This is a genomic window from Peribacillus suis, assembly GCF_059384845.1.
In genome coordinates this window covers 1,706,350-1,732,981 of record NZ_CM182019.1, presented here as the reverse complement: position 1 = coordinate 1,732,981, position 26,632 = coordinate 1,706,350, and the positions used below count along the sequence as shown (strand labels likewise).

Annotated in this window: 25 protein-coding genes and 1 pseudogene; 12 read left to right on the top strand and 14 right to left on the bottom strand. The window is 34.3% G+C overall.

What is annotated here, in order from left to right:
• Positions 1–160 precede the first annotated feature (160 nt).
• Entirely contained in the window at positions 161–904 is a 744-nt protein-coding gene (locus tag AC503W_RS08530) for an SDR family NAD(P)-dependent oxidoreductase (protein ID WP_402876091.1), read from the bottom strand.
• A 451-nt stretch (positions 905–1,355) separates the two neighbouring features.
• Here AC503W_RS08530 and cyoE point away from each other — a divergent pair, with 451 nt between their 5' ends.
• Positions 1,356–2,252, top strand: coding sequence for a heme o synthase (gene cyoE / locus AC503W_RS08525; protein WP_494916832.1), 897 nt, complete (start codon positions 1,356–1,358; stop codon positions 2,250–2,252).
• A gap of 180 nt (positions 2,253–2,432) precedes the next feature.
• Here the strand turns inward: cyoE and AC503W_RS08520 are convergent, their stop codons facing one another.
• A complete protein-coding gene (locus AC503W_RS08520; protein ID WP_494916828.1) occupies positions 2,433–3,344 on the bottom strand; it encodes a DNA/RNA non-specific endonuclease in 912 nt (303 codons plus the stop codon).
• Between the two features lie 609 nt (positions 3,345–3,953).
• Here AC503W_RS08520 and AC503W_RS08515 point away from each other — a divergent pair.
• From AC503W_RS08515 to AC503W_RS08505, 3 genes are all read left to right on the top strand, one after another.
• On the top strand, positions 3,954–4,583 hold the full coding sequence (locus tag AC503W_RS08515) for a nitroreductase family protein (protein ID WP_402876088.1): 630 nt from the start codon (positions 3,954–3,956) through the stop codon (positions 4,581–4,583).
• Positions 4,584–4,863: 280 nt separating this feature from the next.
• Positions 4,864–5,292, top strand: coding sequence for a MarR family winged helix-turn-helix transcriptional regulator (locus AC503W_RS08510; protein ID WP_494916827.1), 429 nt, complete (start codon positions 4,864–4,866; stop codon positions 5,290–5,292).
• Between the two features lie 364 nt (positions 5,293–5,656).
• On the top strand, positions 5,657–5,884 hold the full coding sequence (locus AC503W_RS08505; RefSeq protein WP_494916825.1) for a hypothetical protein: 228 nt from the start codon (positions 5,657–5,659) through the stop codon (positions 5,882–5,884).
• 254 nt (positions 5,885–6,138) lie between these two features.
• Here AC503W_RS08505 and AC503W_RS08500 read toward each other — a convergent pair whose 3' ends face one another.
• The 3 genes from AC503W_RS08500 to AC503W_RS08490 are packed head-to-tail and all read right to left on the bottom strand — an operon-like array spanning position 6,139 to position 9,119.
• The gene (locus tag AC503W_RS08500; RefSeq protein WP_494916823.1) at positions 6,139–6,765 is read right to left on the bottom strand and encodes a response regulator; all 627 of its coding nucleotides are present in this window, start codon (positions 6,763–6,765) and stop codon (positions 6,139–6,141) included.
• Between the two features lie 49 nt (positions 6,766–6,814).
• Positions 6,815–8,233 carry a HAMP domain-containing sensor histidine kinase gene (locus AC503W_RS08495; RefSeq protein WP_494916821.1) on the bottom strand — a complete coding sequence of 473 codons (1,419 nt, stop codon included), beginning with the start codon at positions 8,231–8,233 and terminating at the stop codon, positions 6,815–6,817.
• Positions 8,217–9,119, bottom strand: coding sequence for a substrate-binding domain-containing protein (locus AC503W_RS08490; RefSeq protein WP_494916819.1), 903 nt, complete (start codon positions 9,117–9,119; stop codon positions 8,217–8,219). Before AC503W_RS08490 ends, AC503W_RS08495 begins: the two co-directional genes overlap by 17 nt.
• 262 nt (positions 9,120–9,381) lie before the next feature.
• Between AC503W_RS08490 and AC503W_RS08485 the strand changes: the two genes are divergently transcribed.
• The 3 genes from AC503W_RS08485 (at position 9,382) to AC503W_RS08475 (ending at position 13,521) form a co-directional block, all read left to right on the top strand.
• Complete coding sequence (locus AC503W_RS08485; RefSeq protein WP_427651396.1) at positions 9,382–10,815, top strand: MFS transporter; 1,434 nt, start codon at positions 9,382–9,384, stop codon at positions 10,813–10,815.
• Between the two features lie 934 nt (positions 10,816–11,749).
• The gene (locus AC503W_RS08480; RefSeq protein ID WP_494916816.1) at positions 11,750–12,370 is read left to right on the top strand and encodes a Crp/Fnr family transcriptional regulator; all 621 of its coding nucleotides are present in this window, start codon (positions 11,750–11,752) and stop codon (positions 12,368–12,370) included.
• Positions 12,371–12,552: 182 nt separating this feature from the next.
• On the top strand, positions 12,553–13,521 hold the full coding sequence (locus tag AC503W_RS08475) for an NAD(P)-dependent alcohol dehydrogenase (RefSeq protein WP_494916815.1): 969 nt from the start codon (positions 12,553–12,555) through the stop codon (positions 13,519–13,521).
• Between the two features lie 119 nt (positions 13,522–13,640).
• Here the strand turns inward: AC503W_RS08475 and AC503W_RS08470 are convergent.
• From AC503W_RS08470 to AC503W_RS08460, 3 genes and pseudogenes are all read right to left on the bottom strand, one after another.
• Positions 13,641–14,015 (bottom strand): annotated as a pseudogene (locus AC503W_RS08470) (hypothetical protein); the annotation flags it as partial.
• Positions 14,016–14,037: 22 nt separating this feature from the next.
• On the bottom strand, positions 14,038–14,241 hold the full coding sequence (locus tag AC503W_RS08465; RefSeq protein ID WP_494916813.1) for a hypothetical protein: 204 nt from the start codon (positions 14,239–14,241) through the stop codon (positions 14,038–14,040).
• 100 nt (positions 14,242–14,341) lie between these two features.
• Positions 14,342–15,100 (bottom strand): SDR family oxidoreductase, encoded by a 759-nt coding sequence (locus AC503W_RS08460; protein ID WP_494916811.1) that lies wholly within the window; start codon positions 15,098–15,100, stop codon positions 14,342–14,344.
• Between the two features lie 152 nt (positions 15,101–15,252).
• On the opposite strand from AC503W_RS08460, the gene AC503W_RS08455 reads away from it, so the two are divergent.
• A complete protein-coding gene (locus tag AC503W_RS08455; RefSeq protein ID WP_494916810.1) occupies positions 15,253–15,921 on the top strand; it encodes a tyrosine-type recombinase/integrase in 669 nt (222 codons plus the stop codon).
• 645 nt (positions 15,922–16,566) lie between these two features.
• On the opposite strand, the gene AC503W_RS08450 is transcribed toward AC503W_RS08455, so the two are convergent.
• On the bottom strand, positions 16,567–16,920 hold the full coding sequence (locus AC503W_RS08450; RefSeq protein ID WP_494916808.1) for a hypothetical protein: 354 nt from the start codon (positions 16,918–16,920) through the stop codon (positions 16,567–16,569).
• Between the two features lie 421 nt (positions 16,921–17,341).
• On the opposite strand from AC503W_RS08450, the gene AC503W_RS08445 reads away from it, so the two are divergent.
• Positions 17,342–18,322, top strand: a complete 981-nt coding sequence (locus AC503W_RS08445) for an IS1595 family transposase (protein ID WP_494916806.1) — start codon at positions 17,342–17,344, stop codon at positions 18,320–18,322.
• Between the two features lie 97 nt (positions 18,323–18,419).
• Here the strand turns inward: AC503W_RS08445 and AC503W_RS08440 are convergent, their stop codons facing one another.
• Positions 18,420–19,193 (bottom strand): class I SAM-dependent methyltransferase, encoded by a 774-nt coding sequence (locus AC503W_RS08440; protein WP_494916804.1) that lies wholly within the window; start codon positions 19,191–19,193, stop codon positions 18,420–18,422.
• Positions 19,194–19,853: 660 nt separating this feature from the next.
• Here AC503W_RS08440 and AC503W_RS08435 point away from each other — a divergent pair.
• Both AC503W_RS08435 and AC503W_RS08430 read left to right on the top strand, forming a co-directional pair.
• The gene (locus AC503W_RS08435) at positions 19,854–20,435 is read left to right on the top strand and encodes a hypothetical protein (protein WP_494916802.1); all 582 of its coding nucleotides are present in this window, start codon (positions 19,854–19,856) and stop codon (positions 20,433–20,435) included.
• A gap of 36 nt (positions 20,436–20,471) precedes the next feature.
• A complete protein-coding gene (locus tag AC503W_RS08430) occupies positions 20,472–20,888 on the top strand; it encodes a hypothetical protein (protein ID WP_494916801.1) in 417 nt (138 codons plus the stop codon).
• Between the two features lie 1,317 nt (positions 20,889–22,205).
• On the opposite strand, the gene AC503W_RS08425 is transcribed toward AC503W_RS08430, so the two are convergent.
• The 3 genes from AC503W_RS08425 to AC503W_RS08415 form a co-directional block, all read right to left on the bottom strand.
• The gene (locus tag AC503W_RS08425) at positions 22,206–22,337 is read right to left on the bottom strand and encodes a hypothetical protein (RefSeq protein WP_494916799.1); all 132 of its coding nucleotides are present in this window, start codon (positions 22,335–22,337) and stop codon (positions 22,206–22,208) included.
• A 333-nt stretch (positions 22,338–22,670) separates the two neighbouring features.
• Positions 22,671–23,294 (bottom strand): hypothetical protein, encoded by a 624-nt coding sequence (locus AC503W_RS08420; RefSeq protein WP_494916797.1) that lies wholly within the window; start codon positions 23,292–23,294, stop codon positions 22,671–22,673.
• 767 nt (positions 23,295–24,061) lie between these two features.
• The gene (locus AC503W_RS08415) at positions 24,062–24,817 is read right to left on the bottom strand and encodes an EcsC family protein (RefSeq protein ID WP_494916795.1); all 756 of its coding nucleotides are present in this window, start codon (positions 24,815–24,817) and stop codon (positions 24,062–24,064) included.
• A 553-nt stretch (positions 24,818–25,370) separates the two neighbouring features.
• Here AC503W_RS08415 and AC503W_RS08410 point away from each other — a divergent pair.
• Positions 25,371–25,514 carry a hypothetical protein gene (locus AC503W_RS08410; RefSeq protein ID WP_494916794.1) on the top strand — a complete coding sequence of 48 codons (144 nt, stop codon included), beginning with the start codon at positions 25,371–25,373 and terminating at the stop codon, positions 25,512–25,514.
• Between the two features lie 280 nt (positions 25,515–25,794).
• Here the strand turns inward: AC503W_RS08410 and AC503W_RS08405 are convergent, their stop codons facing one another.
• The gene (locus tag AC503W_RS08405; protein ID WP_494916792.1) at positions 25,795–26,517 is read right to left on the bottom strand and encodes a hypothetical protein; all 723 of its coding nucleotides are present in this window, start codon (positions 26,515–26,517) and stop codon (positions 25,795–25,797) included.
• Positions 26,518–26,632 lie beyond the last annotated feature (115 nt).

Below are 26,632 nucleotides of genomic sequence, written 5' to 3'. Positions count from 1 at the left end.
ATATTCTTTTCTCTAACTCGACAAGGACAAGCTACATGCCATTATTAGATCTATAATCATAAGAAAGCACAATTCCACTACAGAATTGCGCCAATAATAGTAATAATTAGTAAAATATAAAGACTGCATTTGAAAATTTCCTCATAACCATTCCCTCTTTTTATAGGTCAGAGATCATTCCGCCATCTACTACGAATTGACTTCCAGTCGAATAGCTAGAATCATCGGATGCAAGGTACATAACTAAATTAGAAACTTCCTTTACTTCTGCTCTTCTTCTTAGGGGAATATCTTGTTCAAGTTGCTTTAGATATTCTTCAACATCTGGTTGGTCAGCCATAGGTGTTTTGATGATTCCAGGATGTACGGAATTCACACGGATATTATAGGGTCCAAGCTCTGCAGCAGCCCCTTTTGTCATACCCGTGACAGCATGTTTAGAAGCACTATAAGCAATGGCCGTTGGCGCACTTACTAAACCATCTACTGATGAAATGTTAACAATTGAACCTACGCCAGCTTTTTTCATAGAAGGAAGTACTTTTTGCATTCCCAAGAATACTCCCAGTTCATCTACTTTAAATGTTAATTCGAAGTCTTTTACGGTTAATTCTTCTAAAGTTTTGAAAATACCAATGCCTGCGTTGTTTACTAAAACATTGATTGGACCAAATGTTTCTTCTGTTTTTCCTACCACTTCTACCCAGTTCTCTTCACTAGCAACATCTAATTTAAGAGCGATTGTATTTTCTCCCAATTCATTGGCTAGTTTTTGTACACCTTCAAAGTTTAGATCCGTAATTGCTACTTTTGCGCCTTCTTCCACGAATTTGCGAACATGCATGGCACCCATCCCTTGTGCTGCCCCTGTAATGATAGCTACTTTACCATCCAATTTACCCATGATATTCCTCCAATGTAAAATAAAATTCCCGCTTACTTTCTCACAATTATTATTTGTCAAAGGAATGTATTTATCCATTCAATTTTGGATATTCAGAGCCACTCAATATTTTCCAAGCAGAAGAATATGGTTGAGTCATGAGTCATTATAATCTCCTTATTTCGTACACTTCTTTCGAGAAGTCCATTGCATGTTTCAGTAGCTGTACACAAAAGCAATGATTTTTCATGTTGGATCAACTAACCCATATCATTTCCATCCCACTATCCCCTAGCAAGCAATTAATGCTGTAAAACAAAGAAATGGATAAAGTTCATCTATATTTTTATCTCATTAGATATAGACATGATATAATTAAAAATGATTGTAGAAAAGCAATATTATGATGGAATTTAGCTAACCTTATAGGTTATATTAGTTCTTGTGAATAAAAGAGGAGCTACAAAATACAATGAAAAAGCAATCACAGATGACCTTATGGGCTCAAGTAGTTAAAACAGGAATTATCAAGTCAAATCTTATTCCAATGATCGCAGGATTAATGCTCGCTTTATATACGTATCAATACAGTTTTGTAGATAACGTTTGGAATATAGTTTTTGCATTTTTAGGAACAGCTGCCGTTATAGCCGCAGCTGGTGCGTTCAATAACATTTACGATCGTGATATTGATGCCATTATGGCTCGTACAAAAATTCGCCCAACGGTTACAGGTGCCATATCAATTAATAAAGTTCTAGTAGCTGCCATTTCACTACTACTAATCGGGTTAACTTTATTATACTTAACCTCTCCATTAGCATCTTTACTTGGATTTTTAGGGGTATTTTTCTACGTTGTCCCTTATACAATGTGGACTAAACGCCATACTATTTGGAATACGGAAGTTGGGAGTATTTCTGGTGCCATGCCTCCTTTAATCGGTTGGGCATCAGTCGCTCCAGATATTTGGCATCCCGCTTGCTGGGCGTTGTTTTTAATCATGGTGATTTGGCAAATGCCTCACTTTTATGCGATTGCCATCCGTAAGGAAAAAGATTATGCTGCAGCGAATATTCCAATGCTTCCCGTTGTCAAAAGTAGGAAACGGACATATATTCAAACCAACTTCTATTTGATTTTATTGGTGCTATCCAGCTTTTTATTTCTACCACTAAGCTTAGGTCTCACCTTAATTTCACTTATTTTAGGCCTGATATGGTTAGGTCTCAGCTTATTCGGACAACGTAAAAACGAACTGAAGGTTTGGGCAAATAAAATGTTTATATTTTCCTTAGTACACATGATGGTTATCTACTTTACCGTCATTATCTACGCTTCAATCGGGTTAATTTTAAACGCATTATAATGAACGTACTTAACCAGCATACTTCTATAAGCTCAAATACAGCCAATTAGGCAAAATAAAAAACGGGGCTGTCCCAAAAGTCTGGCAAATGACTTTTAGGACAACCCTGTTTATTTATAAAATTAATGCAAAAATGAAAAAATCTGTTAGTGAATAATCTTTATTTTACCTTATAGGCTCTTACTCACCTACCATACCGTCATTATCGGTATCACGCATATAAGGGTATAACCAATGTTCACTCGTTATGGGCATACTGAAACCTGCTTCTTTTGCTTCTTTAATCGTAACTTGTCCATTTCCGTTAGTATCAACACTAGAAATATCACCGTTTTTATTGGAACTCGTTGAATTTTTATTTGATCTATCTGAATTAGAAGGTTTGCTGCCTGTTAAACCGAGTGCTGCATTTACCTCATCAGGATTTCCATTGTCAAATGAATCAACAATCTTGTTGCCTTTTAAAGTATAGGTATATTGATAATGTGAAGGAATCTGCGTATTCGAATTTGGATATGTAATAATCGACTCAAAATTAGTGGCTCCACCTGCACTACGTATCGCGTTCTCCATATAAGCTTGGTCACCATGGCGGTTAAGTGTACTATCTTGCGGGGTAATATTATATGCATTCGATACCCCTCCGAGAGAATCAGCGATGATATGTCCTTCATCTAGAACATCGCTTTCGACACCTGGAACTTTCGCCTCATCCGAATAGTATCTTCCAGACGATGTGACAGGTTCGTTACGGTCATCTTGTAAAGTGATTTCATCAGCAATGACACGTACTAGTTGCCCGTATTCATTAGTAAATGCCCAATATTCACGGTCTCCATAGCCAATATCAACAACGACGTTGGCTTCACGATATCCAGACAAATCACCACCATCAATTTCAATACGTTTGTATCCTGAGAACTGTTCATCATTTGGTTCGGTTTTTGTTTCTTCATCTATTGATCCGTCAACATCCGTATTGTTAGTCTCTTCCTTTTTACTATTTTCATTAGTATCGACTGTGGTTACTTCTTGTGAATCTGTTTCCCCATCTGTAATGGTTGCATTTTCTTCGTTCGTGCAACCAACCATAAACATAATCGTTAAAAGTAATGCTAAATAACTTGTTATCCTTTTCACTTTTAGGACTCCTTATAATAGTATAATAACTTTAATAACTTAATAACTTTAAAAACATTCAAGTGTATCTTATCATATAATGTTATTCTATTTTTCTTTTCCTCTGTACAACTCACCCAATAACTCACGTACATATTCACATACTCCGTTATAATTATTTTCGTCAGTGTTATTTAGGATAAGTTTCCATATAAAAAAATACATAGCTGAACCCAAAGGAGAATCCATGTATTAGTATCTAAGCAATTTAATTTTTATCATCATTATTTTTTCCTGGTAATCCCTATTTATTGCCCAAACTCAGGCAACCCGTTGCTATCTTTTTGGCTTCACATATAAATAATTAATAACAGAAAAAAAAGACTAAAACTTTTGGTATATCAAGGGTTCCGTGCTACCCATCAGATGACCTGTAAGGGAATTGAACCCCCAATTTCTTCCGTGCCAATTGTCCAATCATTCGCCTATCAAAAATCCCGAATCGATAAATGACTTGTCAACTGTTGACTAATCAACTATAATAAAAGCCGATTCAAATTCCAACAAAAAAGGGTGAAAAATATGATACAACAAAAAACAGCTTTAGAAAAATTAATGGATGAACGTAAATCGGTGCGTAAATACGAGCCTGGTGTTACTATTCCTCGTGAGCAAATTCAACATATTTTAGAACAAGCAACATCAGCTCCATCATCAAGTAACTTACAGCCTTGGCGCTTCCTTGTTATTGATGATCAAGAGCAAAAGAAAGAACTACGCATTGCTGGATTTAATCAGGAACAAATCGAAACATCATCAGCGATTATTGCGGTATTAGGCGATAATGAAATGTATAAAAACGCTAAACAAATTAATGATTTAAATGTTGAGCTAGGTTATATGCCACGTGATATTGCTGATATGATGATTGCCAATTCTGAATCTGCATATAGTAATTTTTCTGAAATTGAACGAACAAATATTGCACATTTAGATGTTGGTTTAATTTCTATGCAAGTAGTACTTTTAGCGAAGGACATGGGCTATGAAACAGTAATAATGGGCGGCTTTGATAAAGCAGCATTCGCTAAAAAATATGAGCTACCTGCCAATGAGTTACCGATGATTTTAATTGCTATCGGAAAGCCTGCTATGCCAGCACGTAATTCATCACGTTTACCGTTTGAACAAATTATTCGTTTTTCAAGCTAAGTGAATTAGAGGAAGTATTCACATGACGTGTTATTGATTCGTATCACTAAATCATTAATCATATCTTGATTCACGTAAGTTTGAAATTTGTTACACTTTATCCAAATGAACGGAAATGCTATCATATAGGGATCGCAAAGCGTCCAAAAGCTAAATGTAACAAAGAGCAGTTTTTGGCGTACATCATTAGATACCTAAATTGCTTTTATAATAGGGCCGAATTCGAACACAAGTTTTAGTGAGCGCAAAACGACGAGCAACCAATGTGAGGAGGAATAGTATGGAAGTTTGTTTGGATGATAAGAAACAAATGATTATGATGTTGAAAAGGTTAGACCGTCACGTCACTCAAATTTTTGAAAAAAGAACAGAAGTTAGTTTGACTAGATATGAAATTTTAGTTTCTTTAGTTAAAAAGGATAGTGTTACACAAAAGGTACTGCAACAATCCTTAGCTATCGATCAATCGGCCATTACGCGCCATTTAAAGTTGCTTGAAGAACAGCAATATGTCGAACGCAAACGTAATGAAAAAAACAATCGCGAAGTACTTGTAAAGATTTCAGATAAAGGACGAGCATTATTAGAAGGCTGTACAATGTTTAAAGATCAATTTATGGATGATCTCTATGACGATTTTTCAGATAGCGAATTAGAGCAACTCAAGCAATTTCTCACGCGCTTAAATTACAATATTGAGAAGCTTTGATTTTTGCTCTTCATTGTAAAAATCTATTGTATTAAAACAGACTAAGAATAGCAGCCAGTGCTTTTGCAAATACTTGTTTTTCATCTGAAGCAGACGTAAGGATTTTTTTTCTTCTGTAAAAATGCAGTCCTCAGTTGTTCATTTCCCTCTGCATAGCCTTGATATTTCGCAACTGATCCTGTTTAACTATAATTCATATCTACAAAAGAAAAGCTGTGCCGAAATCCACTCAAACCTGGATTTTGACACAGCTATTTTTCACTTATTAAACTATTCCAGTACCGCGACAGCTTCGCAATGTGGTGAATTTACTCAACATTTCAATATTAAGCAATCCTTCCGCCAAAAAGGGTGCCCCCCTGTATTGAATGTTTTCATGCCAAATAAAAAGAAAGAAGTGAATCACGTACAATATCAAGACTTCCATACAGCAAAATTAGCGATGTTCCAATTTATTGAGGGTTGGTATAACAGAAAAAGGATTCATAGTAGTTTAGAGTACCAAACCCCACAAGCGATTGAAAATCAAATTAGGAATCCAGCTATAAATTTAACTTTTGCGTGTCCAAAATACACAGCAGACATTCTCTGAAAGTTTACGAATTAATAAATATAACAAAAGAAAATCTCTTCTTAGGCAGGGAGATACCACTTCCATTAAATGTTGTTTCGTATTAATGTGATGTGTTAGGTAGTTTTTTATAGTGGATTTGATACCATCTGCCCTAGCAGCAAAATTGCGTTACCCAGAGAAACAAGTTCTAGTAATCGTTGGAGGTATGGTTTCTGTCCCTCGATATATAAACATTAGCGTACTGAAAAACAGGCACCGACATTCAGCTGCCTCTATATATCAATCAGATTATGTTTAAAAACGAATTCAACAAGTTCACTTTTTTTAGTAATGTTTAGTTTATTGAAGATTCTTGTTTTATGTGTGTCTACTGTTTTTATACTTATCAGTAGTTCCCCTGCAATTTCAGTTAATGAATGTCCCTTAACAATCAGCTGTAATACTTCTTGTTCGCGGGGGCTTATTGTTGAATACATCTTGTGAATCTTTTCTTCACTCTGCTTATTTTTTATCATTGACGTCATCTCCTTTGGGCGTAAGTATATATAGCCATCCATAACTGTATCAATAGCAGAATACAATTCTTCATCTACAGCTACTTTCGGGACGTAACCCGATGCACCTGCTTCCATAATTAACGATACATATTCCTCATCTTCGTACATTGTTAAGACAATCACTTTTGCATATTCATATCGTGCCCTTATATTAATTAGTACCTGTAGTCCGTCCATACCGGGCAAAGAAATATCGAGGATCAAAATATCCGGCTCTAATTTATCATAAAGCTCAAGAGCCTTATGCCCATCATCAGCTACTCCCACAATTTGATAAGAAGTCCGTTTTTGCAATAAAAGTTTTAACCCTGATATAAGAATGGCATGATCATCAACTAGCATAATACTAATTTTCCTTTTGAAACTCTGTTTCAACTTTACCAACTTCTTTCTAATTTAATGGTAGAGAAACGGAAATTTCTGTCCCTCCCATCTTGTTCGTCCTGATACAAAATGTACCACCCTGCAACTCTGCTCTTTCCTTCATTCCATGTATACCAATCCTATTTTGTTGCTTAGCTTTTTCAAAATCTGCTTCATGAATTCCCTGACCATTATCATTTATTGTCAAATTGATCCATCGTTTATTAATATCCAAGCCAATCATAATTTCAGTAGCATTGGTATGTTTCACCACATTACTCATGCTTTCTTGAACAATTCGGTATAGAGCCAACGTAACATGTTCAGCTATTGTAACGTCATCATCAGGAACAAATAAATGAACTGGGATTTTGTATTTTCCCTCAAAATTTCTCGCATATTTTTTTATCGCTGAAACAAGCCCCATCTTATCAAGGATCGGTGGCCGTAATTCGACGGCTAGATCCCTTATCTGTTTTAAAATTCCTGCAGCTATATCTCTGCTTGTATAAAGTAACTCACGTTGTTCACCATCTTTCGCCTCATTAGCCATAATTCGCATGGTTACCATTAATGAGGTGAGAGCTTGACTTGTCTCATCATGAAGTTCACGTGAAATTCTTTTTCTCTCATCCTCTTGAACAGATAATAACTTCGATATCAACTTATCACGCAATAAATCCTTTTGTTGAAGTTCCTTAAGTAAATAGTCCACTTCATTATTAGAATTAATAAGATGATCAGTCATTTCATTAAAAGCTTGTGCCAGTTTTCCAATCTCATCGTTATTGGTTCCTTCTGCTCTTAAGGACAAGTTACCTGCCGATATGCCTAAAGCTACATCTACTAAAGTATTGATTGGTTTAGTTATCATACGGGTAGCAAAATAAGCCATTCCCATGGCACCAATTGATACTAACAATGTGGCAATCAGTAATTTAACGATTCTAGAATATATATATTCCAACGATTTTTCCTCTGACATCCCCACTCGAACATACCCTACTTCTCCTTCTTCGATAGGAACAATGACATCGTGGATATTACCTTCGTCTGAGGATAAAGTTGTATACTCTTGTTGGGTAATCCCTCTGGGCGTATGTGCCTTTAATATTCCTTTTGGCAGAATCTCAGGATTCGGAAATGTATGGGCATAAAGCATGCGACGACTATCAAAAACTAAGATATAGCGAATTTCTTCATCTACCTTTTTTGTTTCTTTAATAAGATTATCCACCGCATATTGATCGTCAAATAGAATGTAGTCTGAGCTTGTTTCTGCAACATTTTTTGCGATATTGACACCACGTTTCGCGAGATCCTCCGTCATCATATTTGTAAGTGAATCCCATATGATCCATCCAAAAATGCTAGCTAGAAAAAGTGAGGAGAACATGATAGCCCCAAGTATCTTTTGGTTTATTTTCAAGTTATTTATCCATTTCATAAAGAACCTCATAATATTCCGAGTCGAATGGGATAAAGCGATCAATATATAAACCTTGAAGTGCCATCTTCATAGAATCCTGTTCGTGCATAGTAAGAAAACTCGCTTTAATCATTTCCTTTTCTTCCTTAGCTAAATTACTTCTGATAACAACAGGTCCAGTACCTAATGGCATCGATTTTCCGATAATTTTTAATATTTTGACTTCTTTAGGGTTTTCACGTTCCATCGTTTCAAAAACTAGGGAATTGACAGCTGCAGCATCTACGGTATTATTTAAAACGGCACTAAGGGATCGTTCATGGCTATATGTGTATACATGTCTCCCAAAAAAGCTTTTGATGTCTTCCCCCAAATTTTCCAACTCTTCTTCCACAAAAAGATATCCAGAATAACTTGAAGGATCATAAAATGCAACATCTTTGCCTTCCAAATCATCAATTGTCGAGAAACCGCTTTCAACACTTGCAACAATGTAACCATAATAGTAAGGGCTCCCAAATCTTTCTTGCGTTGCAATTCCTTCAAATCCTCCGTTTTCTCTATACGTGATATAAGCTCCTGTTGGAAGTAGAGCTATATCAGCTCCCCCATTGATCATTAGGTTGCTGATTTCACTATAACTTCTGCGTTGAATTAAAATGGCTGGTCGCTTAAGTTTCTTACCGATAAAATTTGCGATTTTACGATAGTATATAATCGTATCCGTTGGAGAAAGCACACTCGAAATGGCTAACCGGATCGGATCTTGTTTTTCCTCTTTACTATCTGTAGGTTGCTTTTCATATTCTGAAAAATCAATTTTATAGGTTGATAGGTTTGACCCACAACCTATTAATAAGGTGATTATTAATAAAACCGGAATAACCTTAAATAATTTCCCCATAGTATCCCTTTCTAGGTCGAATTCCTCAACAACAATTCGCAAATTAGAGTTTTATTCCTAAATTAGTATTTACTATTATATCACAATCATAGTTTCACATTGTCACAATTTTAATAGTATTAGTCGCACAGTGTAGGATATTTTCTGACAGGTAATAGGAAATCTGCTGATAGTTTAAAGGGTTAAAAAGTAAGATAATACTATTATGTAAAACACTTGTGTTACCTACCTTTTTTTAAGCGCTTCCATTATAACAGGAGGTATGCCATTAGAAGATATTTCAAGCAGCTTAATAAAATATGCTAATAGAATCAAGACTTTAGAACTTATAATATACTGTATTGGAGTGGTTTCAGTAATGGAATTAGTTAACCAAAAGCAAAATACCGAGAAATTTGCACGTTATCTCTATCGGCGGAAAATAATTTTTCTAATTGCATTTCTAGGGTATGTATGTGCTTATCTTGTGCGGAATAATTTTAAGTTAATGTCAAATAGTATCATGACTACAAATGGATGGGATAAAACAGATATTGCTTTGTTACTTTCTTGTTTAACGATTTCTTATGGATTAGCTAAGTTTTATATGGGAGCATTAGGAGACCGTGTTAGTATAAGAAAACTTTTCTCGGTCTGTTTGGGAGCAAGTGCCTTAATCGCCATTCTCATTGGCTTTTTCAACACATCGATTGCAGTATTAGCCATTCTCCTAATATTGAGTGGAGTTGTACAAGGTGCTTTAGCTCCTGCCTCTCAAATGATGCTTGCTAATTATTACTCGAATAAATCTCGTGGAGCAGCCATTGCGGGTTGGAATATCTCACAAAATGTGGGATCAGCTTTACTTCCTTTGATCATTGTGGCCCTAACCAGTATGGGACTAGTCGTTCCTGAAACAGGAAATATTTTCATGGCTTTTTTAGTTCCAGGAGTTTTGGTACTGATTTTTGCATATTTATGTTGGCGTTATGGCGGAGATAGCCCTGAATCTGAAGGCCTCGATTCCTTAAGAACCATGTATGGGGATGCCGGGGAATCTAATGTGGCAACTGAAGAAGAAAAAGTTGGACTGAGCTATTGGCAATTAATTTGGAAATATGTTTTTACCAATCCACTAATATTACTAGTATCTGCTGTCAACGTGGCCTTATATTTTCTCCGTTTTGGAATTGCAGATTGGATGCCAATTTATCTTAGCGAAGTGGGGAACTTATCGAATACAAGAGCACAATTGGCTGTTTCAGTTCTTGAATGGATTGCGATCCCGGGATCACTTATATTTGCATGGTTAGCTGTTAAATACCCAAATAAAATGGCTAAAATTGGAGCAATTGGCTTGTTTGCCATGGTGGTGTTTGTCTTTTTCTACGAGAGCTTAGTTAGCGGTGGTGTAAAAAATTACGCATTATTCTTGGTGGTTTGTGGGATTTTAGGAGCCTTAATTTATGGACCACAATTAATTGTTAACATTCTAACAATTGACTTTGTTCCTTTGAATGTAGCTGGGACGGCAATTGGTTTTGTGGGTGTTACAGCGTATTTAATTGGAAACATGGGTTCCAATTGGTTAATGCCAATTTTAGCTGATCAATTTGGTTGGTTCTGGTCTTATATAGTTGTAGCCTTCTTATCAGCATTTGCAGCGGTAGGCTATCTAGTGTTGTCAAAATCCGAACAGAAAGTAAAAGTTGTTTAATATCTATATTCTATTATTTATGGTGTTGATGAATCTAAATGATTCACCAACATCTTTTTTGTTGTTTAATAATTCTTAAAATAATCGATTTGTGGATAACTGTTCGGTATAATATTCGTAGTTACGATTGAAAAGAATAGTGGGGTCATTACACAAATACTTAAAGAACATATTGATGGTTATAGACTTAGGCAATGCAAAATGCCTTGGCAGTGAATATACTTCTGAACCGTATTTGGTTGCTTTACTTGTAAACCCGTTATTTTCATAAGTGTGGAAAGCAGTACACAGATGGTTGGTCTGAAAAAAACTACAAGAATTATTATTTGATGTTCCTCATCGTCACATCGTATTGAAAACTAAATATTCTTTAGTTTACTAAAGGGCAACAAATTGTGAACAAAGCAAATATCTTGCAAAAGTATCTAATCACCCTAACATTTAGTGCCTTTTAAGTTAACATAGCGTCATTTGGTTACCTTTCACAAAAGAATGTTATTCAACAATCTGGCCCTTTAGCTGAAGAAAGCATAACCCCTTTTTAGGAATTGCTCCCGATTGTTGAACATCACATTATTCTATTCAAAATAAGAATCAGAATCATTTTACCCTTAAACTTTCACAACATAAAAAGTATTTTATGTGTATACTATGTTGCCACATACCGTATGTGGCAACACATTGATGCTTGTGGATTTAAGTAATTGGCTAGGTCCTACAATCGTAGAACCTGGCCCTTTTTAGTATGCCTAAATTTTTCTTTTGGAATGTTATTAGATTAATTTTTATATGTTTTATTATAAATCCTTTCTTTACTAAAGCATCCCTTTAGTTGAATAGTAAAAGAGACCTATTTCTATTGTTTCTATCTAATAAAGGTGTTGAAATGATTAAGATACATTTAAATTGCTTCAATTAGAGAGGGAGAGAATATATGATTGATATACTCTTAAAATATATGTCTGACTTTACTTTAATCAGCGAAGATGAACAGCGGGCAATCTCTGAAAGTTTACGAATTGATGAATATAAAAAAGGACAATATCTTCTTAGACAAGGAGAACTTTCCGCCATTAAATGTTATTTCGTATTAATGGGGTGTGTTAGGCAGTTTTTTATAGATGAATCAGGTAAAGAAGTAACATCAAATTTTTTTACTGAAGATCAAGCTATTCCAATTATCAACGAAAAGACTCAAGATGACTTATCTAAGTATTCATTAGTGTGTGTTGAAGATTGCATATTAGTTGTTGGTGATGTTGATTCTGAAAATACGATGTTTAACAAATACCCACAACTTGAAATAATGATACGCAAAATGATGGAAATAAACGTTGGTGAAATACAAGAACAATTCGGTGAATTTATTGGTTCTTCTCCAGAAGAACGATACGAATCTGTTTTAAGGAAACGCCCCGAGTTAATTGACCGTGTACCACAACATCAATTAGCTAGCTATCTTGGAATTACTCCTGAGTCGTTAAGTAGAATAAAAAAACGAATTAAAAAAAATTATAAAATAGATTTCATCCGTAATCATCCTGCTTCAAAGTAGCAACTAAGCACCGAAGACTGACTCACCAAATATCATTGAACCATATATCACACTTAACCTTTGTGATACCAGCTAAAAAAATTTATAAAGTATCTAGAAATTAACTTAAGTCAATGAACGGTTTTTATCACCTTGTTATTATTAAATTTAATCAAAGATATTAGCATTTGGAGGGGATTTTTATGAAGGCGATAGTTTGTGATAAATATGGTTCGCCCGATGTACTTGAATTAAAGGAGGTAAAAAAACCTTTCCCTACCGAGAATCAAGTATTAGTTAAGGTTCATTCAGCATCTTTAAACTTTGGCAACTTAGTTCTTTTGAAAGGTAAACCCTTCTTAGCCCGTTTTGCCTTTGGACTAACAAAACCAAAATACTCAATTCCCGGAGGTGACATAGCTGGTACAGTTGAAGCTGTTGGGGAAAAAGTTAAACTATTTAAAGTAGGTGATGAAGTATTTGGTGACCTCTCTGGTTGTGGCTGGGGTGGTTTTGCTGAATATGTAACGGTCCCCGAATTTGCTTTAGCCATAAAGCCAACCAATATCTCCTTTGAGGAAGCTTCAGCGACTCCTATGGCAGGCGTAACTGCCTTACAAGGACTACGTAATAAAGGTGGAATTAAATCGGGGCATAAAGTATTAATCTATGGCGCATCTGGAGGCGTTGGTACTTTTGCGGTACAAATTGCTAAATCATTCGGTGCTGAAGTAACGGGCGTATGTAGTACACGAAACGTTGAAATATTGCGTTTTCTAGGAGCAGATCATATCATTGATTATACAGAAGAGTATTTCGCACAAGATAAGGAATGTTATGATTTGGTTCTAGGCGTGAATGGTTCTAATTCCCTTGCAGCTTATAAACGTGTACTAAAACTAAATGGGAAATTTGTTCACGTAGGAGGTTCGGAGTCTCAACTTTATCAAACATTATTTCTTGGACCTTTTATTTCATTGACTGGAAGCAAGAAAATAAGTAGCCTGTTACAAAGAGCAAATCAAAAAGACTTAAATGATATAAAAGAGTTACTTGAAATGGGAAAAGTAAAACCAATAATTGATAAACGATTTAAGTTAAGTGAAATAACGGAAGCATTCAAATATTTTCAAGAAGGTCACGCTCAAGGTAAAGTGGTGATTACTTTATAATGAGTGCCTCGCTCCACCATAAATAAATTAGAAATGCGATACCAAAACTTCTAAATCTTCTACTTTTTATTTTATTTCACTATTAAACCAATTCTAACCAAGCGAACGCTTCACAATGTTTAGAATGTATGTGGCAACACATTGGTGCTGATGGGTTTAATTAAATTGACCCGATTCCCATTAAAGTGGAATCGATATTTTTTTACTTCAGCGCCAAAATCCACAGCAAGCTGAACAGCATAATGCCCCACTCCACCCGATGCACCATAGCTTAAAACCTTATCGCCTGCTTTTAGCTTCCCTACATCTCGTAATGCTTGTAGAGCGGTCTGTGCAGCGCATGGTATTGCGGCTGCCTCTTCAAACGTTGCATTATTTGGCATAAATGTTAGAACATTTTCTTTTGGGCAGACATATTCAGCATGGGAACCGACGCAACTTTCAAAAACACGATCGCCAATTTTAAACTTTTGTACATTTTTTCCCACAGCTTCAACGGTACCTGCACGTCTATTCCTAGAATTTGCGTTTTTGTTTTATAAGACCATTCTCCATTCTTGTTGGCAAATAACCTTTTCGATATAGAGTTTCATATTTATTTATAGAGGCGGAGACCACTTTAATTAATACCCTATCTTCATCTTTGATGAACGGTTTCTCAACATACCTAATCTCCATTACTTCAGGGAAACCATAAGAACTATAAATTGCTGCTTTCAACTGTTTAACCTCCTGTAATTATCAAATCGTTCGGTATCATCAATTCCTTTCAAAAAATGCTGTTTACTTGATACCTTATTGATAAATTCACTCAGTAAATTTAATTCAGCTTATTCCTTAGATATTCCTCATAAGTAATCATCCCTTTCTTTTGCATAGGATTTGTATTTTTCCCTTCAATCAAAGAATTGTATAGTTTTCCTGAAAAAGGAATGCTCAAAACATCATTGGTTTCATTGTTAACCTTAATTTTTAACTCCGCCATTTCTCTTAATGTCCTTATCTCTGGACCACAGAAATCATCTAATTTTCCTTGTGGGCCTTTATTAACTAAATCGATTAAATGTCTAGCGAATTCATTGACATCCACGCTTTGAAATTTAATCTTTCCAGGGACTATATATCTTTTAAAGAAAGGTTTTGATAAGAATAAATCCTCAACAAAGCTATGAAACTGAGTTGCACGAGCAATTGTATAAGGTACAGAACTATTTTTTAATAATTCTTCTGCCTTGTATTTAAGTTTATAATATTTGAAGGGGATTTCCTCAATACCTACAATTGATGGATAAATAAAAAGTTTTATATGATGCAACTTGCTTAAAAGTTTTTCAAACCCATCAACCTCAATGCTTTTAGAATTTTTTATCGGACTAGTTGCTGCGTGAATAATTACATCAACATCTTTTACCGCTTCTTCTAAACCTTCGCCAGATAATAAATCGCTGTAAACCCATGTAAAGTCTACTCCTTCTGGTTTTCTTCTCGAAGTTATTTTTACTTGATAATCTAAACCTTTTAATTGCTTTAACAAAGCCAATCCTAATTGTCCTGTTGAACCAGTTACAAGTATTCTCAAGTACAACTCTCCCATTCAGATGGATTATCTTTGTACTGTATATTCAGAAGTTGGTTACTTTATTCTACTAACCTCCCTATATGATTGACCAATTGTATGCTCAAAAGTTAAATGAAGGACGGTCAAATGCTTATGTAAAGAAGATCCATAACTTGTTATCGAAAGCATTGCAAAAAGCGTTAAAATGGGGTCTAATTCAAAGCAATCCTTCTAAAGATGCCGCTCCGCCGTCCATTCATAAGAAACACAGGCAAGTATGGACATTGGATGAAGCAAAAGGATTCCTAAAGGTTTGTGAAGCAGAAAACTGCCTCGCTCTTTTTCTAGTGGCACTGTTCACTGGCATGAGAGGAGGTGAAATCCTTGCCTTGAGCTGGAATAACGTTGTTTTAGAAAAAGGTGTGATTCATGTTGCTGAAGCTTTAGCACGAACAAAAGCGCATGGGCTGAAACCGAAAGAAGTGAAAACCACTCATTCAGAACGAGCTATATTTCTGTCTCCTAGCCTCACAGAAGCTTTGACCATACACAAACAGCACCAAACCGATAATCCTTTGGATCTCTTCTTTCCTTCGAAAAAAGGAACGTATATCGAATCAAGGAATTTGCTGAGGATGTATAAAAGCTTAACGGAAAAAGCAGACGTTTCGTATATTAATTTTCATAATCTTCGTCATACACACGCAACCATGTTAATGCGTTCCGGTGAAAACCCAAAGGTTGTATGTGAGCTATTAGGGCATGCACGAGTCAGTATCACGCTCGATATTTATTCACATACAAATGAGGAGATGCAGCGAAAAACGGCCGATTGGACATAATGGACAAAAAAGAAAAAACGACACAAGCTGGAACCCTTGACACGATTGATGTAAATGGATGTTTTGTGCAGTGTTTGTGCAATTTCTGTGCAACGCATAAAAAAACAGCTAAAAATCAAGGTGTCAGAAAATAAACAAAAAGCCGCAAACCCTTGATACACAAGGACTTGCGGCTTCTAGAAATGATGATTCCGACTGGGTTCGAACCAGCGACCCCAACCCTGTCAATCTCATTGGACTAAATTAAGTTAGTTCAACTGAATTAAATAAGTTCGAAAAAGGTTGATTTATCAAGGTTTTAAGTAAGTTTAAAAACAAATGAGATAAATGAATTTAACTCAAAAAAATAATTATGTGAGCAAATGTGTGAGCAATATGGCTAGCAGGTGGTCTGTTATACTTAAGCTTATAAAGCATAGTTACATTCAAATAAACAGTCAATCGGAATATAAAAACACATAACTTCTAATTAATTATTTAATGTCTCCGCTTTCAACTTGCGCGGACTGTATGTGGCAACATAAAAGATGTTGGTGAGTTTATCGTATTTAACAGAGAATTTAACAATTATTTAATAATAAATATAAAAGCTTGTATCGATAATTACTAGGTAATCATTATAAAGGCTCTTAAATTCTTATTGAACTAAAGCAACCTTTGAAGAAGATATATATAACCACGACGCTTTAAAATTACATCTTCAACAAATTGATTAAATTTCTCCTCTGCTTCGGATCGTAATTTGGCGGTAAAAAGTAAAATAATATCAACATACTCAGGATTTTTATTGTAGAAGGAATTGAAAGATTCAATTTCCTCTTCCTCGGAATAATCCTCAAAAAAATCCCACATTCCTTGGTCATTTTTAAACCCAATGGCTTCTATAAATTCATCATTTTCTTCGACGTAATAGCAAATATGCCAATGGCGTCCTTTTAATTGTTCCTGTATTCCGTCGGCATACTGCTCAAACGATGTCTCTACATCGATTAATTCCATCCCCTTTGGAAAGGGGATTGCATTGAAAGGAATAGGTTCAGGAAGATCTTCATTATCATATAAGATGCCTGCTAATGAGTAAGCTAAATCCTTTTCTGCATTATTTATCGCTTTACGTTTGGTTCTCCTCGTGATAAAGGAAAATCCCACCCAGCTTCAGGAAACAGAGTAGGAAACTAAACACAATACATTCCTTTTATCTTCGTGTTGTATGAATGCTGGATAAATCATTTTCCGGAATTCATCACATTTAAACACCCTTTATTCAATACGTTGTTCAATTAACAACACCTTTTAAATTTTGTTTATTGTTATTTTATCAGTTAATCTTCTTAAGCTAAGGCTGTTTTCCCATAGATTGTTGTTTTTTTACCGATACTTATAGGACCTTGCTATAATTGCGTTCTAGGAGGCGGTAAAAGTGTGGGAAAATGTATTTCAAGGATTTACGGTATTATCTAAATCAGAACAATTTAAGTTATATAATGCGATTAAAATTCTATTGTTCCCGGCAGATCAAGGAGACGTAGGAAAGATAATTAAAGATATTCGTGAAAGTCGATTTTACGAAGGCCTTGCTTGCTTATATTGTGGCAGCGTCTCAGTTAAAAAGAATGGTAAGTATCGAGGAAGGCAACGGTACCTCTGTAAAGACTGCGGAAAAGCATTCAATGATATGACAAACACTCCCCTATCTGGTACTCATTATCCAAGTAAATGGATGGAATATCTGAAGATGATGATTGAGGGCTATACGTTGCCTAAGATCACTGATGTATTAGAAATTCATATCTCAACAGCTTTCTACTGGCGACATAAAATCCTTAATGCTCTTAGGACGTTAGGCCACAGTACGTTAAAAGGAATTGTAGAGAGTGATGAAACTTACTTTTTAGAAAGTCACAAAGGTAAAAAGGATATCTCCCATCGGAAAGCCCGTAAACGAGGCGGAGCAGCTACAAAAAGAGGTATTTCTAATGAACAAATATGCGTGCTTGCAGCCCTGGACCGAAATGGACAAGTAATTTCAGAAATGGCCGGCACAGGAAGAATTAAAAGTACTGAAATTGACAGTGTATTGGGTCAATTTATAGATAAAAAGGCCTTGTTGTGTTCTGATAACGCAACTAATTATAAAAAGTTTGCAGCAGATAAAGGGCTAAAGCACGAAATAGTAAATATTCGAAAGGGAATTTACGTCAAGAAGTCAATTTACCATATCCAAGACGTAAACGCCTATCACACTCAACTCAAGAAATTTATGCAGAGGTTCCAAGGTGTCTGGTTCAAATATAATCACCAAACAAAAACTATAGCCAAATCTGAACGGGTAAAACAGCTACTCTTAGGTTCTTGCAGGAATTCAAAACATTCCACAGTGGAGATGTTAAGATCAGCGTAAAAAAATCAGTTTTGAATGGTTTCTTTGGTGTGCAAAATAGGAACTGGGACAATTTAAAAAAGCAAGGAACAATTCAAGTCCTTCCTTTTTTTAAGTATTATTTTACTCCAATTACTCGTATTCTTTTATAATCTGCAATCCAATTACCGTCTTTATATAAAGTTTCTTTTAAATTATTTTCAACTTTTGTAACTATTTCTTTTTTTGTTTGTTCAGGGATACCATTAAACAAATGTTTACCGAACATTTCAATCCAGTTTTTTAATCCATTTTGTCCATTCAACTGAGTTGGTCTATCATAGTGTTGAGCAAAAGTCACTCTAAAGCCTACGTCTTCCATTAAAGTTGAATACTCAGCAATACTTGGATAATACCAAGGAAATTGTTCCTTTTTAAATTCAAATCCTGATTCTTTAAGTTGCTGGATGATTTCACCTGTTATTGTTTGAACGTTTCCTTTTCCTCCGAATTCAGCAACGAATCTTCCACCTTGTTTTAAGCTTTGATAAATTCTATGTAATGCTTGGGTGGCTGGTTGTACCCAATGAAGTGTTGCATTAGAAAAGACCGCATCAAATTCCTTATGATAATCCAAATCAGTTGCATCTTGAACCAAAAACTTTATATGTGGGTATTTACGGATAGCTTGCTCCACCATATTTTCAGATTTGTCTACACCTACAATTTCTACGCCAAAGTCATATAATGTATTTGCTAAATCTCCTGTTCCACAACCAAGGTCAAGAACTTTCTCCCCTTGTTTTGGAACTAATAATTCAACCAAGCTATTCCCGTAGTTTGAAACAAAAGAATGTTTATTATCATATAATTTTGCATTCCAATTGTCCTTTGTACTTTTGACTGTGTCCACGAATAATCTCTCCTTTTGGCTGAAAATCATTTTGGGATAAAATGTATATTCCCCCGTAAATAGATTATATTAAAAAACTAAATAATTACTATAAACAAAATAGCGAAAATTAAAGTTTGTGTAGAAATTCTCTTAAAGTAAAGTGTGCTTTAGTTGAAGAAGAAAGTCCTTAAATAAAACTCATAAATTTCTAATGTGAGTTTTCTTAGTTATTTCCTTATGGTATAGCAACAATATTTACGAAAACAGCCTAAGCTAAATAAGAAAAAGCGATTTTGCGCTATTAGAGCATCACACTTGTTAGTTTAACAAGCCTATTTCATTGACCTTGCAATTTGGTGAATTTAATAAAAGTGGAGACATCATTTACCGGTGGCTTACTGAATTGAATACAAGATAGTACTTCTGTAAAAGTGAATAGTTTCAAATTATCAAAAGAAGAATTGTTAGTTATCCTAAACCTATAGTTGAATAGAAAAATCGATAACCCTTATTGAAGTATCGACTCCGTTTGTTTAAATGTATTTCACTACAATCTTTGTTACACCACTTTCTGAACTAACTATTAAACTTTACTTTACTATACATATTCCCCAAGATAGTTATTGTAAAATTGACCAGGAAGGTTTATCCTAACTTAGATACAAAATGGTATAGGAGTTGGTAAGTATTACACGTGAAAAGGCATTCGAAGAACATTGGGCACCTGTTCTAAAAGAAATTAAAGAAGGAACATATTATGTTGCTGTTAATTCTGAACAACAACAAAAAATAAACTCTATTTTTAATGAAGCAGAGGATTTAATAACCCAATTTGAGTTAATAAAAAAAGAATTGCCGACAAAGTTCAAAGAACTATCAGGCTTCCCTTTACTCACTGAAAGGATATTATTTCACTTTATGAGAGTTAAATCTGATGTTGAACTTAACAATCAGACCAATAAGGGTCAGGAAGAATTTGACAATGTACTTATAAATAAGTTAACAGATGGTCTAGAATACTTACGAAGTATTGTAAACTTATATAAGATTCATCTAGCTAATATACACTTAAGCTCAAATAACTTCTGGGATAAAACCGATGCAAATAAATTAAATATTTATGAAATAAATATTAAAAAGAAGAAATTTAAAATGAATTATATAAGAGTTATTAATATTGGTATAATTTTGTTACTATTAACACCATTTATATTGCTATTAAGGAACCAAAACACTCAAATCATAATGAATTTAAGTTAAAACTTGCTAAAATTAATTATACCTGGAACACTAAGTATGTTAGGCCTTGTTATTACTTCAGCAACATTTATGGTTAATTTTTATAAAGATAATCTAGGTATTTCGGAATTTGAAAAAAATAAGGATAAGATAATAAAAGCAAGGAAGCCAGATGAAATTTTAGCATTATCTGATATTATTATTAAGGAAAACGAAGATATCCTTACAAATGTATTAATCGCAAGAAGTATCTCTAAAAATTTGAATAAACTTTTATTTTTTTTGCTATTATTTGTTTTTATTTCAATTTTATCCTTTATCACTTCATTTATCCCATATGAGTTTAACAACTGGTTATTTTTGTTTTTCTTAATGGCGTTAGTAATGTTATTTGTTAATATATTATTCACTGTCTTATTTATCGGTAGAATTATAACTACCAAGCTACTTTCCAAAAAATTATTTAACATTTGAAGAGGACCGATAATAAAAAATTTATTTAAACCCAGACCAGTCAATAAGGCTGGTCTTTTAATTTTGAAAGGCTGTTTTCTAAAAGATTGTTGCTCTCAGAATAAAAACCAACAACCTTCAATATATGGTAAATTATCAGTGGATCTTATTCAACAAACGGGCAGATCAATGGAGATGAATTTTAAAGGTTTGTACATAGGAGTTAATTTGGGGTTGTTAGTACGAAAACACAAAATATCAACATTCAAAAGCTTATGGAAGATTATAATGTATCTGGATTAAGCATTGCAGTAAATAATGGTAGTAACAAAAGAAGTACAGAGTAATTTGGTTTACTTGAAGCTGAAAAAGATAAAAGTGTGGAAAGTAATTCTATATTTAGTGCTTGTTCAATCAGTAAATTTTCAACCTCAATTCTAGTGAACCTTCCCCTTTAGTTCCATAAGAAAAAGCTGCCTTAAAGACAGCTCCAATCTTCTGCTACCGCACCCATTAGTTTAAGTGTAATCTTTCACATACTCATAGAAGTTTAATATAAATAAAATTTATTTGATTAAACAGTATGGGATTTTACTACCTTCTAAATTTTCTTGCAACAATTTGTTTTGTAAGTTTTGTTTTTTTTAACGAATATAATCCGTTTGTAAAAATTCAAGATGAAAAAATAGACGATAAGATAGATCTTATTCCAATGATTATTTTCCTACTTATTTAAATACAAACAAAGGAGAGTACTCAATTGAAGTTATTCGTTGTGACGCTTCAGTAGAAAATGCAGCACAAATGGTCATCCAGGTTCTCCTAGTAGCAGAACTAGAGATCTTAATAAATACTAATCAGCCAAAAGTAAATAAAGAAACTTCCTAATCAATTTTGTTTCATAAAATTAAACTGGTTTAATTGCATTAAATGAGTGAGCAAAATGGTTAGCAGGTGGTCTGCTACAATTAAGTTGTTAAAACAGGTACAAATTATGTAGTTGGTTGTGCATCTGGAATAACAAGAAAAAAAGCCGCCGAATGAAGGTTCCAATTTAAGTCAACGCACTCGTTACTTGAAATAAGGTTAAACATAATAATATCAGTAACATTTAATTACGGAATTAATTTCTTTCAGTCCAAAAACATTACACGTATAAAGCCTTCACAGAAAAAATAAAGAGAATCAAAAACATCATTTGTGGTACCTTGTTTATTAGTATATAGGTTGTTGTTCTTCATATATTAAAATAACTTTTTTCTCTTATATTCTTATCAAAGAACATTTCCCCCCATTAAAATATACAGTAAACAAAAAGAAGGCATCTTAATAGCTGGCTTAATCTTTTTTCTGTTCTTGAATGTCAACGATTTCCAGTAAGGTGTTTTCGTTTTCTAAAACTGACCTCACACTGGAGGTTGTTGGAGGTTTGGGCATTTTTTTTTCTGGTTGCTTATTATCTTTTTTCATTTAATTACCATCCTTTTTGCATTGCAATTTTTCCAATCAATATTTCAAGGATTCTTTTTTTTATCGAAAGTTTCTATCACATCTCTTACAGGTGAGGTTGCAGGTGGTATTGGTGGCCTTTTTACCGGCTTTGATTGTTCCTGTGGCTGTTCATTATTATTCATTTTATTAACTCCTTATAGAATATTAGTTTCAATACTTTTGTCCGTGAAAAATCAAGTATTTTGAACATTATAGTCTCTTTTTAATAATTTCTAAAATATTTCATATCCTGATGTGATTGGTTATTTTTTTTCTTGTTCTATTTGCTTCTTTATATTGTTAGACATATTTTTACTTCCCTTTTAGGTTTTTCATATTCGTTACTTCAACTTTCTGTACATCTTCTACTTTTCCAAATGTAGCAGGTATAATGCATAAAGCCCCTGTAATTAAAGATATCATTAAGAAAATTCCAACACGTCTAAGAAAAAATAATTTTTGTTCATTAAGCCCTATATTTCTATCTGTTGCTTTGATGAACTTCTCACAAAGATCGTTTTGTATTGCTTCTTCTATCCTTCTATCTCTTTCCTCTGGTTTCACAGTCAAACCTTCATAGTCAATAAGTCGATCAACGTAATCCTCCAAGAGTATAGAATCTTTGGATATATCTTTTAAAGATGGAATGTATTGATATTCGTAATGATAGTAGGCTTTAACAGTATAAAATATAGTCGCAATAAGAGATATAAAGAAGATAGTAAAAAAAACAATAAAAAAAGTGTGCCACGCTTCTCCCACAATATCTTTTTGAACTGTAAGTAAATACAATCCCCCACCAACAAGAAGAGGTATTACACTGAGTGGAACTGAAACTCGAGTATTTATTTTTTCTTTATTATCTAATTCTAGGAGGTACATCTCTTTAAAAAAATTAAAGTTATACTTAGGAATTTTACTCACGCCAATCTTCATTTATTTATTATTCATTAAAATTTCCCCTTATACTTTTGTCGATTTAACCAGATATCAACAATAACTGCATCTATTACTTTTTATTAACACTTTAGCATTAAGCGAATGAAAATTCTTTTCACAAGGAGTTATTTTTTATAAATTACAAAATTTAAGCTTTTCGGTTTTCTAACATATCGTTTATGTTTACTCATTAGATTTATTATTATTGGCCACTAGGAGACCTAGGCCATATACATATTACAATTACTCACAAAAGGAAACAGCTTCACAGTTTGTGTAGTGTAATTGGTAACACAATAGGATATTGGTGGGTTTATCGACACTTTTCCTAACTTTATTAATGTCTGAAAGTTTATTAACTACTCAAGGAATCATAACTGACATCACAATAAATATATTTCCAATGGTTTATGTAGCTATTGCCCAGTATCTAAAAGAACACAATACAATACCACACCTGTTAGACAGAACGTGATACAGTCCACTGTAAATATGGCTGTGAAAGATAAGAAAAAAAACACCAGAATTTCGTTTAAGACTGGGCAACTAGACACTTAATAATCAAAGCTTTCGATGGTAACGTTTTATTAAGTATTACCTCAAATGCCTTTTAAGCGAACGAAGGTTCAACTATAGGTGTCCCTTAATAAAGCAAAAAGAATAGTTCAAAAATTTTCCGAACACCAATAATGGAAACTGATAAAAAGTGAGGCTGATGAGCTCGTCTTACAATGAACAACAAATAAAAGTTGAAAACAAAGAATTTACCCTTTCTCCACAAAAAGTTTACTTTTTGCTACTACACCAACCGTATTTGTTGAAAAACCATCAAAAGTTCCTCCTATTATCCCACCTGCCACTGGTAACAGTTTTCCAAGATTAATCACTCCTGTTGTCCCAGATTTAGTGACTAATCTAAAGCAAACTCTTTGATTGATTTTCTTTATAACTTCACCGGGTATCTTTTTAATTGCAACATTAAGGAATTTTGTTCCAAGGTTAATACCAAATTCTTTAAGAATTTCATTTGCCCCTTGACCGACTAAAGCTAAATAAACTAGGGTTTTTACTTGATCACTTTTAAGATCATAACCCCTCATATGTGCAATGGCTGCTACCATTCTTATTTGAACGTAATACACAGATACAAGATTTGCAGGTATTGCTACCGGTAGTGTAATAACCCCGCCCAATCCTGTAAGAAAACCCGTAGTAGCTGCCTTAGAAATCTGCCAGTTTATTAAAGATTTAATAGCATTATCTACACTCTTATGTTTAGAAAGATAGTCTTCAGCTAATTCAAAAGCTGATGGAGTATAGGGTAAGCCATTTAGTGCTTTGTCATATCCCCAATCCAGAACTTTTTGCATTTTAGATGGGGTTAATTCTTCACCAAGATTCTCTTGATCTAATTCATTTCCGCTAATTTCATCTTCTTCTAAATTTTCTTGCATCTCATTCTTCTGATCCTTGTCCTCTTCTTTATCATTCTCCTCATTATTATTATTCTCTTCCGCCATAAAAAATCACTCCTAATTACAAATAATTTTTTGTTCAATCTGTTCAAACATACAACAAAATATGTTCGAGTTTACTGATCAAAAATCCTTGTTTTGAGAAAATTCCCAAATAATATTTTTCGTAAACTACTATATATATAAAATCTCTGATGAAATAATTTCAGAGAATCTATTAGGTTTTGGGTTTATTTTTATAAGTTTTATAAAAAATATATCAGAAAAGTACTGTATAAATGAAAAAAGGCCTTTAAAAGTAACGGGTTCTATTTTCGAGAACAAAATTCAAAAAGGTATACGAGTGAGACCTTGTCTTATCAGGGCAGGGGTCTCATAATCATCTTAATATTAGATAAATGTGAGAGCGTTGGCATTTCAAAGAAGGAAGGGGAAAACGAATGCTTGATTTACTTCTCTCTTAACCAGCAATCAGCCAACTTTATTAATAGTACCCTTACATAAGCAATCTAGAGACACTATTGAATATCAACTTGAACTATACTTAACCCTCCTTTCGTCAATGATTATAGTAATCAATTGACGAAAGGGTGTTAAAATGCAATCTCATAAAGACGTTCAAGAAACACCGCGTAAAAGCCTTGGAGAACACTATCAGGACCAGGAACTTAGTCATTTGTACGGAGACCGGTACCATACAAGACCCACGGAACGTGTTACGTGTGATGAAATCGATCAGTAAGGCCCCTAATGTGTGACCCCATTGGGTTTCACGATATCCATTACACACACGTATCCATCTTGATTTCTGAAGGGGTAGATATCATCAAAGTATCCGCTCGATTAGGACATTCCAGCCCTACAATCACGTTAGAAAATTACGTCTAATGTCTAATCGATGATGAAGTGGCTGAAATTTTCCACTATACCCTTTAAAATTTTATGTGAGCAGGTGGTCTGCGTTGTTGATTCTGAATTGAATTAAAGTAGGATCTAGATATAATCACACGTGATTCTAACCGCTATAAGTGAGATGGATGTATTGGCTGCTGTACAGGCATTGGATTAACACGAGAAAAAACCGTCGGGCTAGAATTCATCCACTGTAAGTGAGACGGATGTATTGGCTGCTGTACAGGCATTGGATTAACACGAGAAGAAATCATCGAGCTAGAATTCATCCACTGTAAGTAAGACGGATGTATTGGCTGCTGTACAGGCATTGGATTAACACGAGAAGAAATCATCGAGCTAGAATTCATCCACTGTAAGTAAGACGGATGTATTGGCTGCTGTACAGGCATTGGATTAACACGAGAAGAAATCATCGAGCTAGAATTCATCCACTGTAAGTAAGACGGATGTATTGGCTGCTGTACAGGCATTGGATTAACACGAGAAGAAATCGTCGGGCTAGAATTCATCCACTGTAAGTGAGATTTTTGTTGTAAAGGACCTTGGTAATATGGAAAGGAATTTATCGTTATCAAGTTCTGTTGTTGAACGTGTAAAGCTGTCATACTTGTTACGGTGGCTATTGGTAAAGATGAAAAGGATCCAGAGGCATCTGACACTTCAGAACTAGAATCTAGTAAATCAGATATTCCTCCAAATATAAAGCAGTTTAATAATAAAGCTGTATTCTTTACTCTTTTTTCAGGTTCTGTAAAAAGTTTGAGCCCGTACTTCCAAGCACCAAAAAAATGACTAGATAAAAGGTTTATAGTAAGTTTTCCGATTGACATTTTTCCCCCTTGAAATATCTTTTTTAGATACAAACTCTATCTACTAATCGATAATATCTATAGCTTTCTTCAAAACAATCTACCCACTGGTCCACAAAATGTATTGTTTGTCCAA

What these genes read in the sequence shown, in the direction of transcription:
- AC503W_RS08520 (WP_494916828.1), bottom strand. Translation starts at nt 3,344, where the DNA reads ATGGTTGGTTGCACGAACGAAGAAAATGCAACCATTACAGATGGGGAA.
- AC503W_RS08415 (WP_494916795.1), bottom strand. Translation starts at nt 24,817, where the DNA reads ATGGCGGAAGAGAATAATAATAATGAGGAGAATGATAAAGAAGAGGAC.
- AC503W_RS08490 (WP_494916819.1), bottom strand. Translation starts at nt 9,119, where the DNA reads ATGGGGAAATTATTTAAGGTTATTCCGGTTTTATTAATAATCACCTTA.
- AC503W_RS08425 (WP_494916799.1), bottom strand. Translation starts at nt 22,337, where the DNA reads ATGAAAAAAGATAATAAGCAACCAGAAAAAAAAATGCCCAAACCTCCA.
- AC503W_RS08410 (WP_494916794.1), top strand. Translation starts at nt 25,371, where the DNA reads ATGCAATCTCATAAAGACGTTCAAGAAACACCGCGTAAAAGCCTTGGA.
- AC503W_RS08530 (WP_402876091.1), bottom strand. Translation starts at nt 904, where the DNA reads ATGGGTAAATTGGATGGTAAAGTAGCTATCATTACAGGGGCAGCACAA.
- AC503W_RS08480 (WP_494916816.1), top strand. Translation starts at nt 11,750, where the DNA reads ATGATTGATATACTCTTAAAATATATGTCTGACTTTACTTTAATCAGC.
- AC503W_RS08485 (WP_427651396.1), top strand. Translation starts at nt 9,382, where the DNA reads ATGCCATTAGAAGATATTTCAAGCAGCTTAATAAAATATGCTAATAGA.
- AC503W_RS08500 (WP_494916823.1), bottom strand. Translation starts at nt 6,765, where the DNA reads ATGCTAGTTGATGATCATGCCATTCTTATATCAGGGTTAAAACTTTTA.
- AC503W_RS08450 (WP_494916808.1), bottom strand. Translation starts at nt 16,920, where the DNA reads ATGGAATTAATCGATGTAGAGACATCGTTTGAGCAGTATGCCGACGGA.
- AC503W_RS08515 (WP_402876088.1), top strand. Translation starts at nt 3,954, where the DNA reads ATGATACAACAAAAAACAGCTTTAGAAAAATTAATGGATGAACGTAAA.
- AC503W_RS08430 (WP_494916801.1), top strand. Translation starts at nt 20,472, where the DNA reads ATGTTAGGCCTTGTTATTACTTCAGCAACATTTATGGTTAATTTTTAT.
- AC503W_RS08495 (WP_494916821.1), bottom strand. Translation starts at nt 8,233, where the DNA reads ATGAAATGGATAAATAACTTGAAAATAAACCAAAAGATACTTGGGGCT.
- cyoE (WP_494916832.1), top strand. Translation starts at nt 1,356, where the DNA reads ATGAAAAAGCAATCACAGATGACCTTATGGGCTCAAGTAGTTAAAACA.
- AC503W_RS08420 (WP_494916797.1), bottom strand. Translation starts at nt 23,294, where the DNA reads ATGAAGATTGGCGTGAGTAAAATTCCTAAGTATAACTTTAATTTTTTT.
- AC503W_RS08510 (WP_494916827.1), top strand. Translation starts at nt 4,864, where the DNA reads ATGGAAGTTTGTTTGGATGATAAGAAACAAATGATTATGATGTTGAAA.
- AC503W_RS08475 (WP_494916815.1), top strand. Translation starts at nt 12,553, where the DNA reads ATGAAGGCGATAGTTTGTGATAAATATGGTTCGCCCGATGTACTTGAA.
- AC503W_RS08405 (WP_494916792.1), bottom strand. Translation starts at nt 26,517, where the DNA reads ATGTCAATCGGAAAACTTACTATAAACCTTTTATCTAGTCATTTTTTT.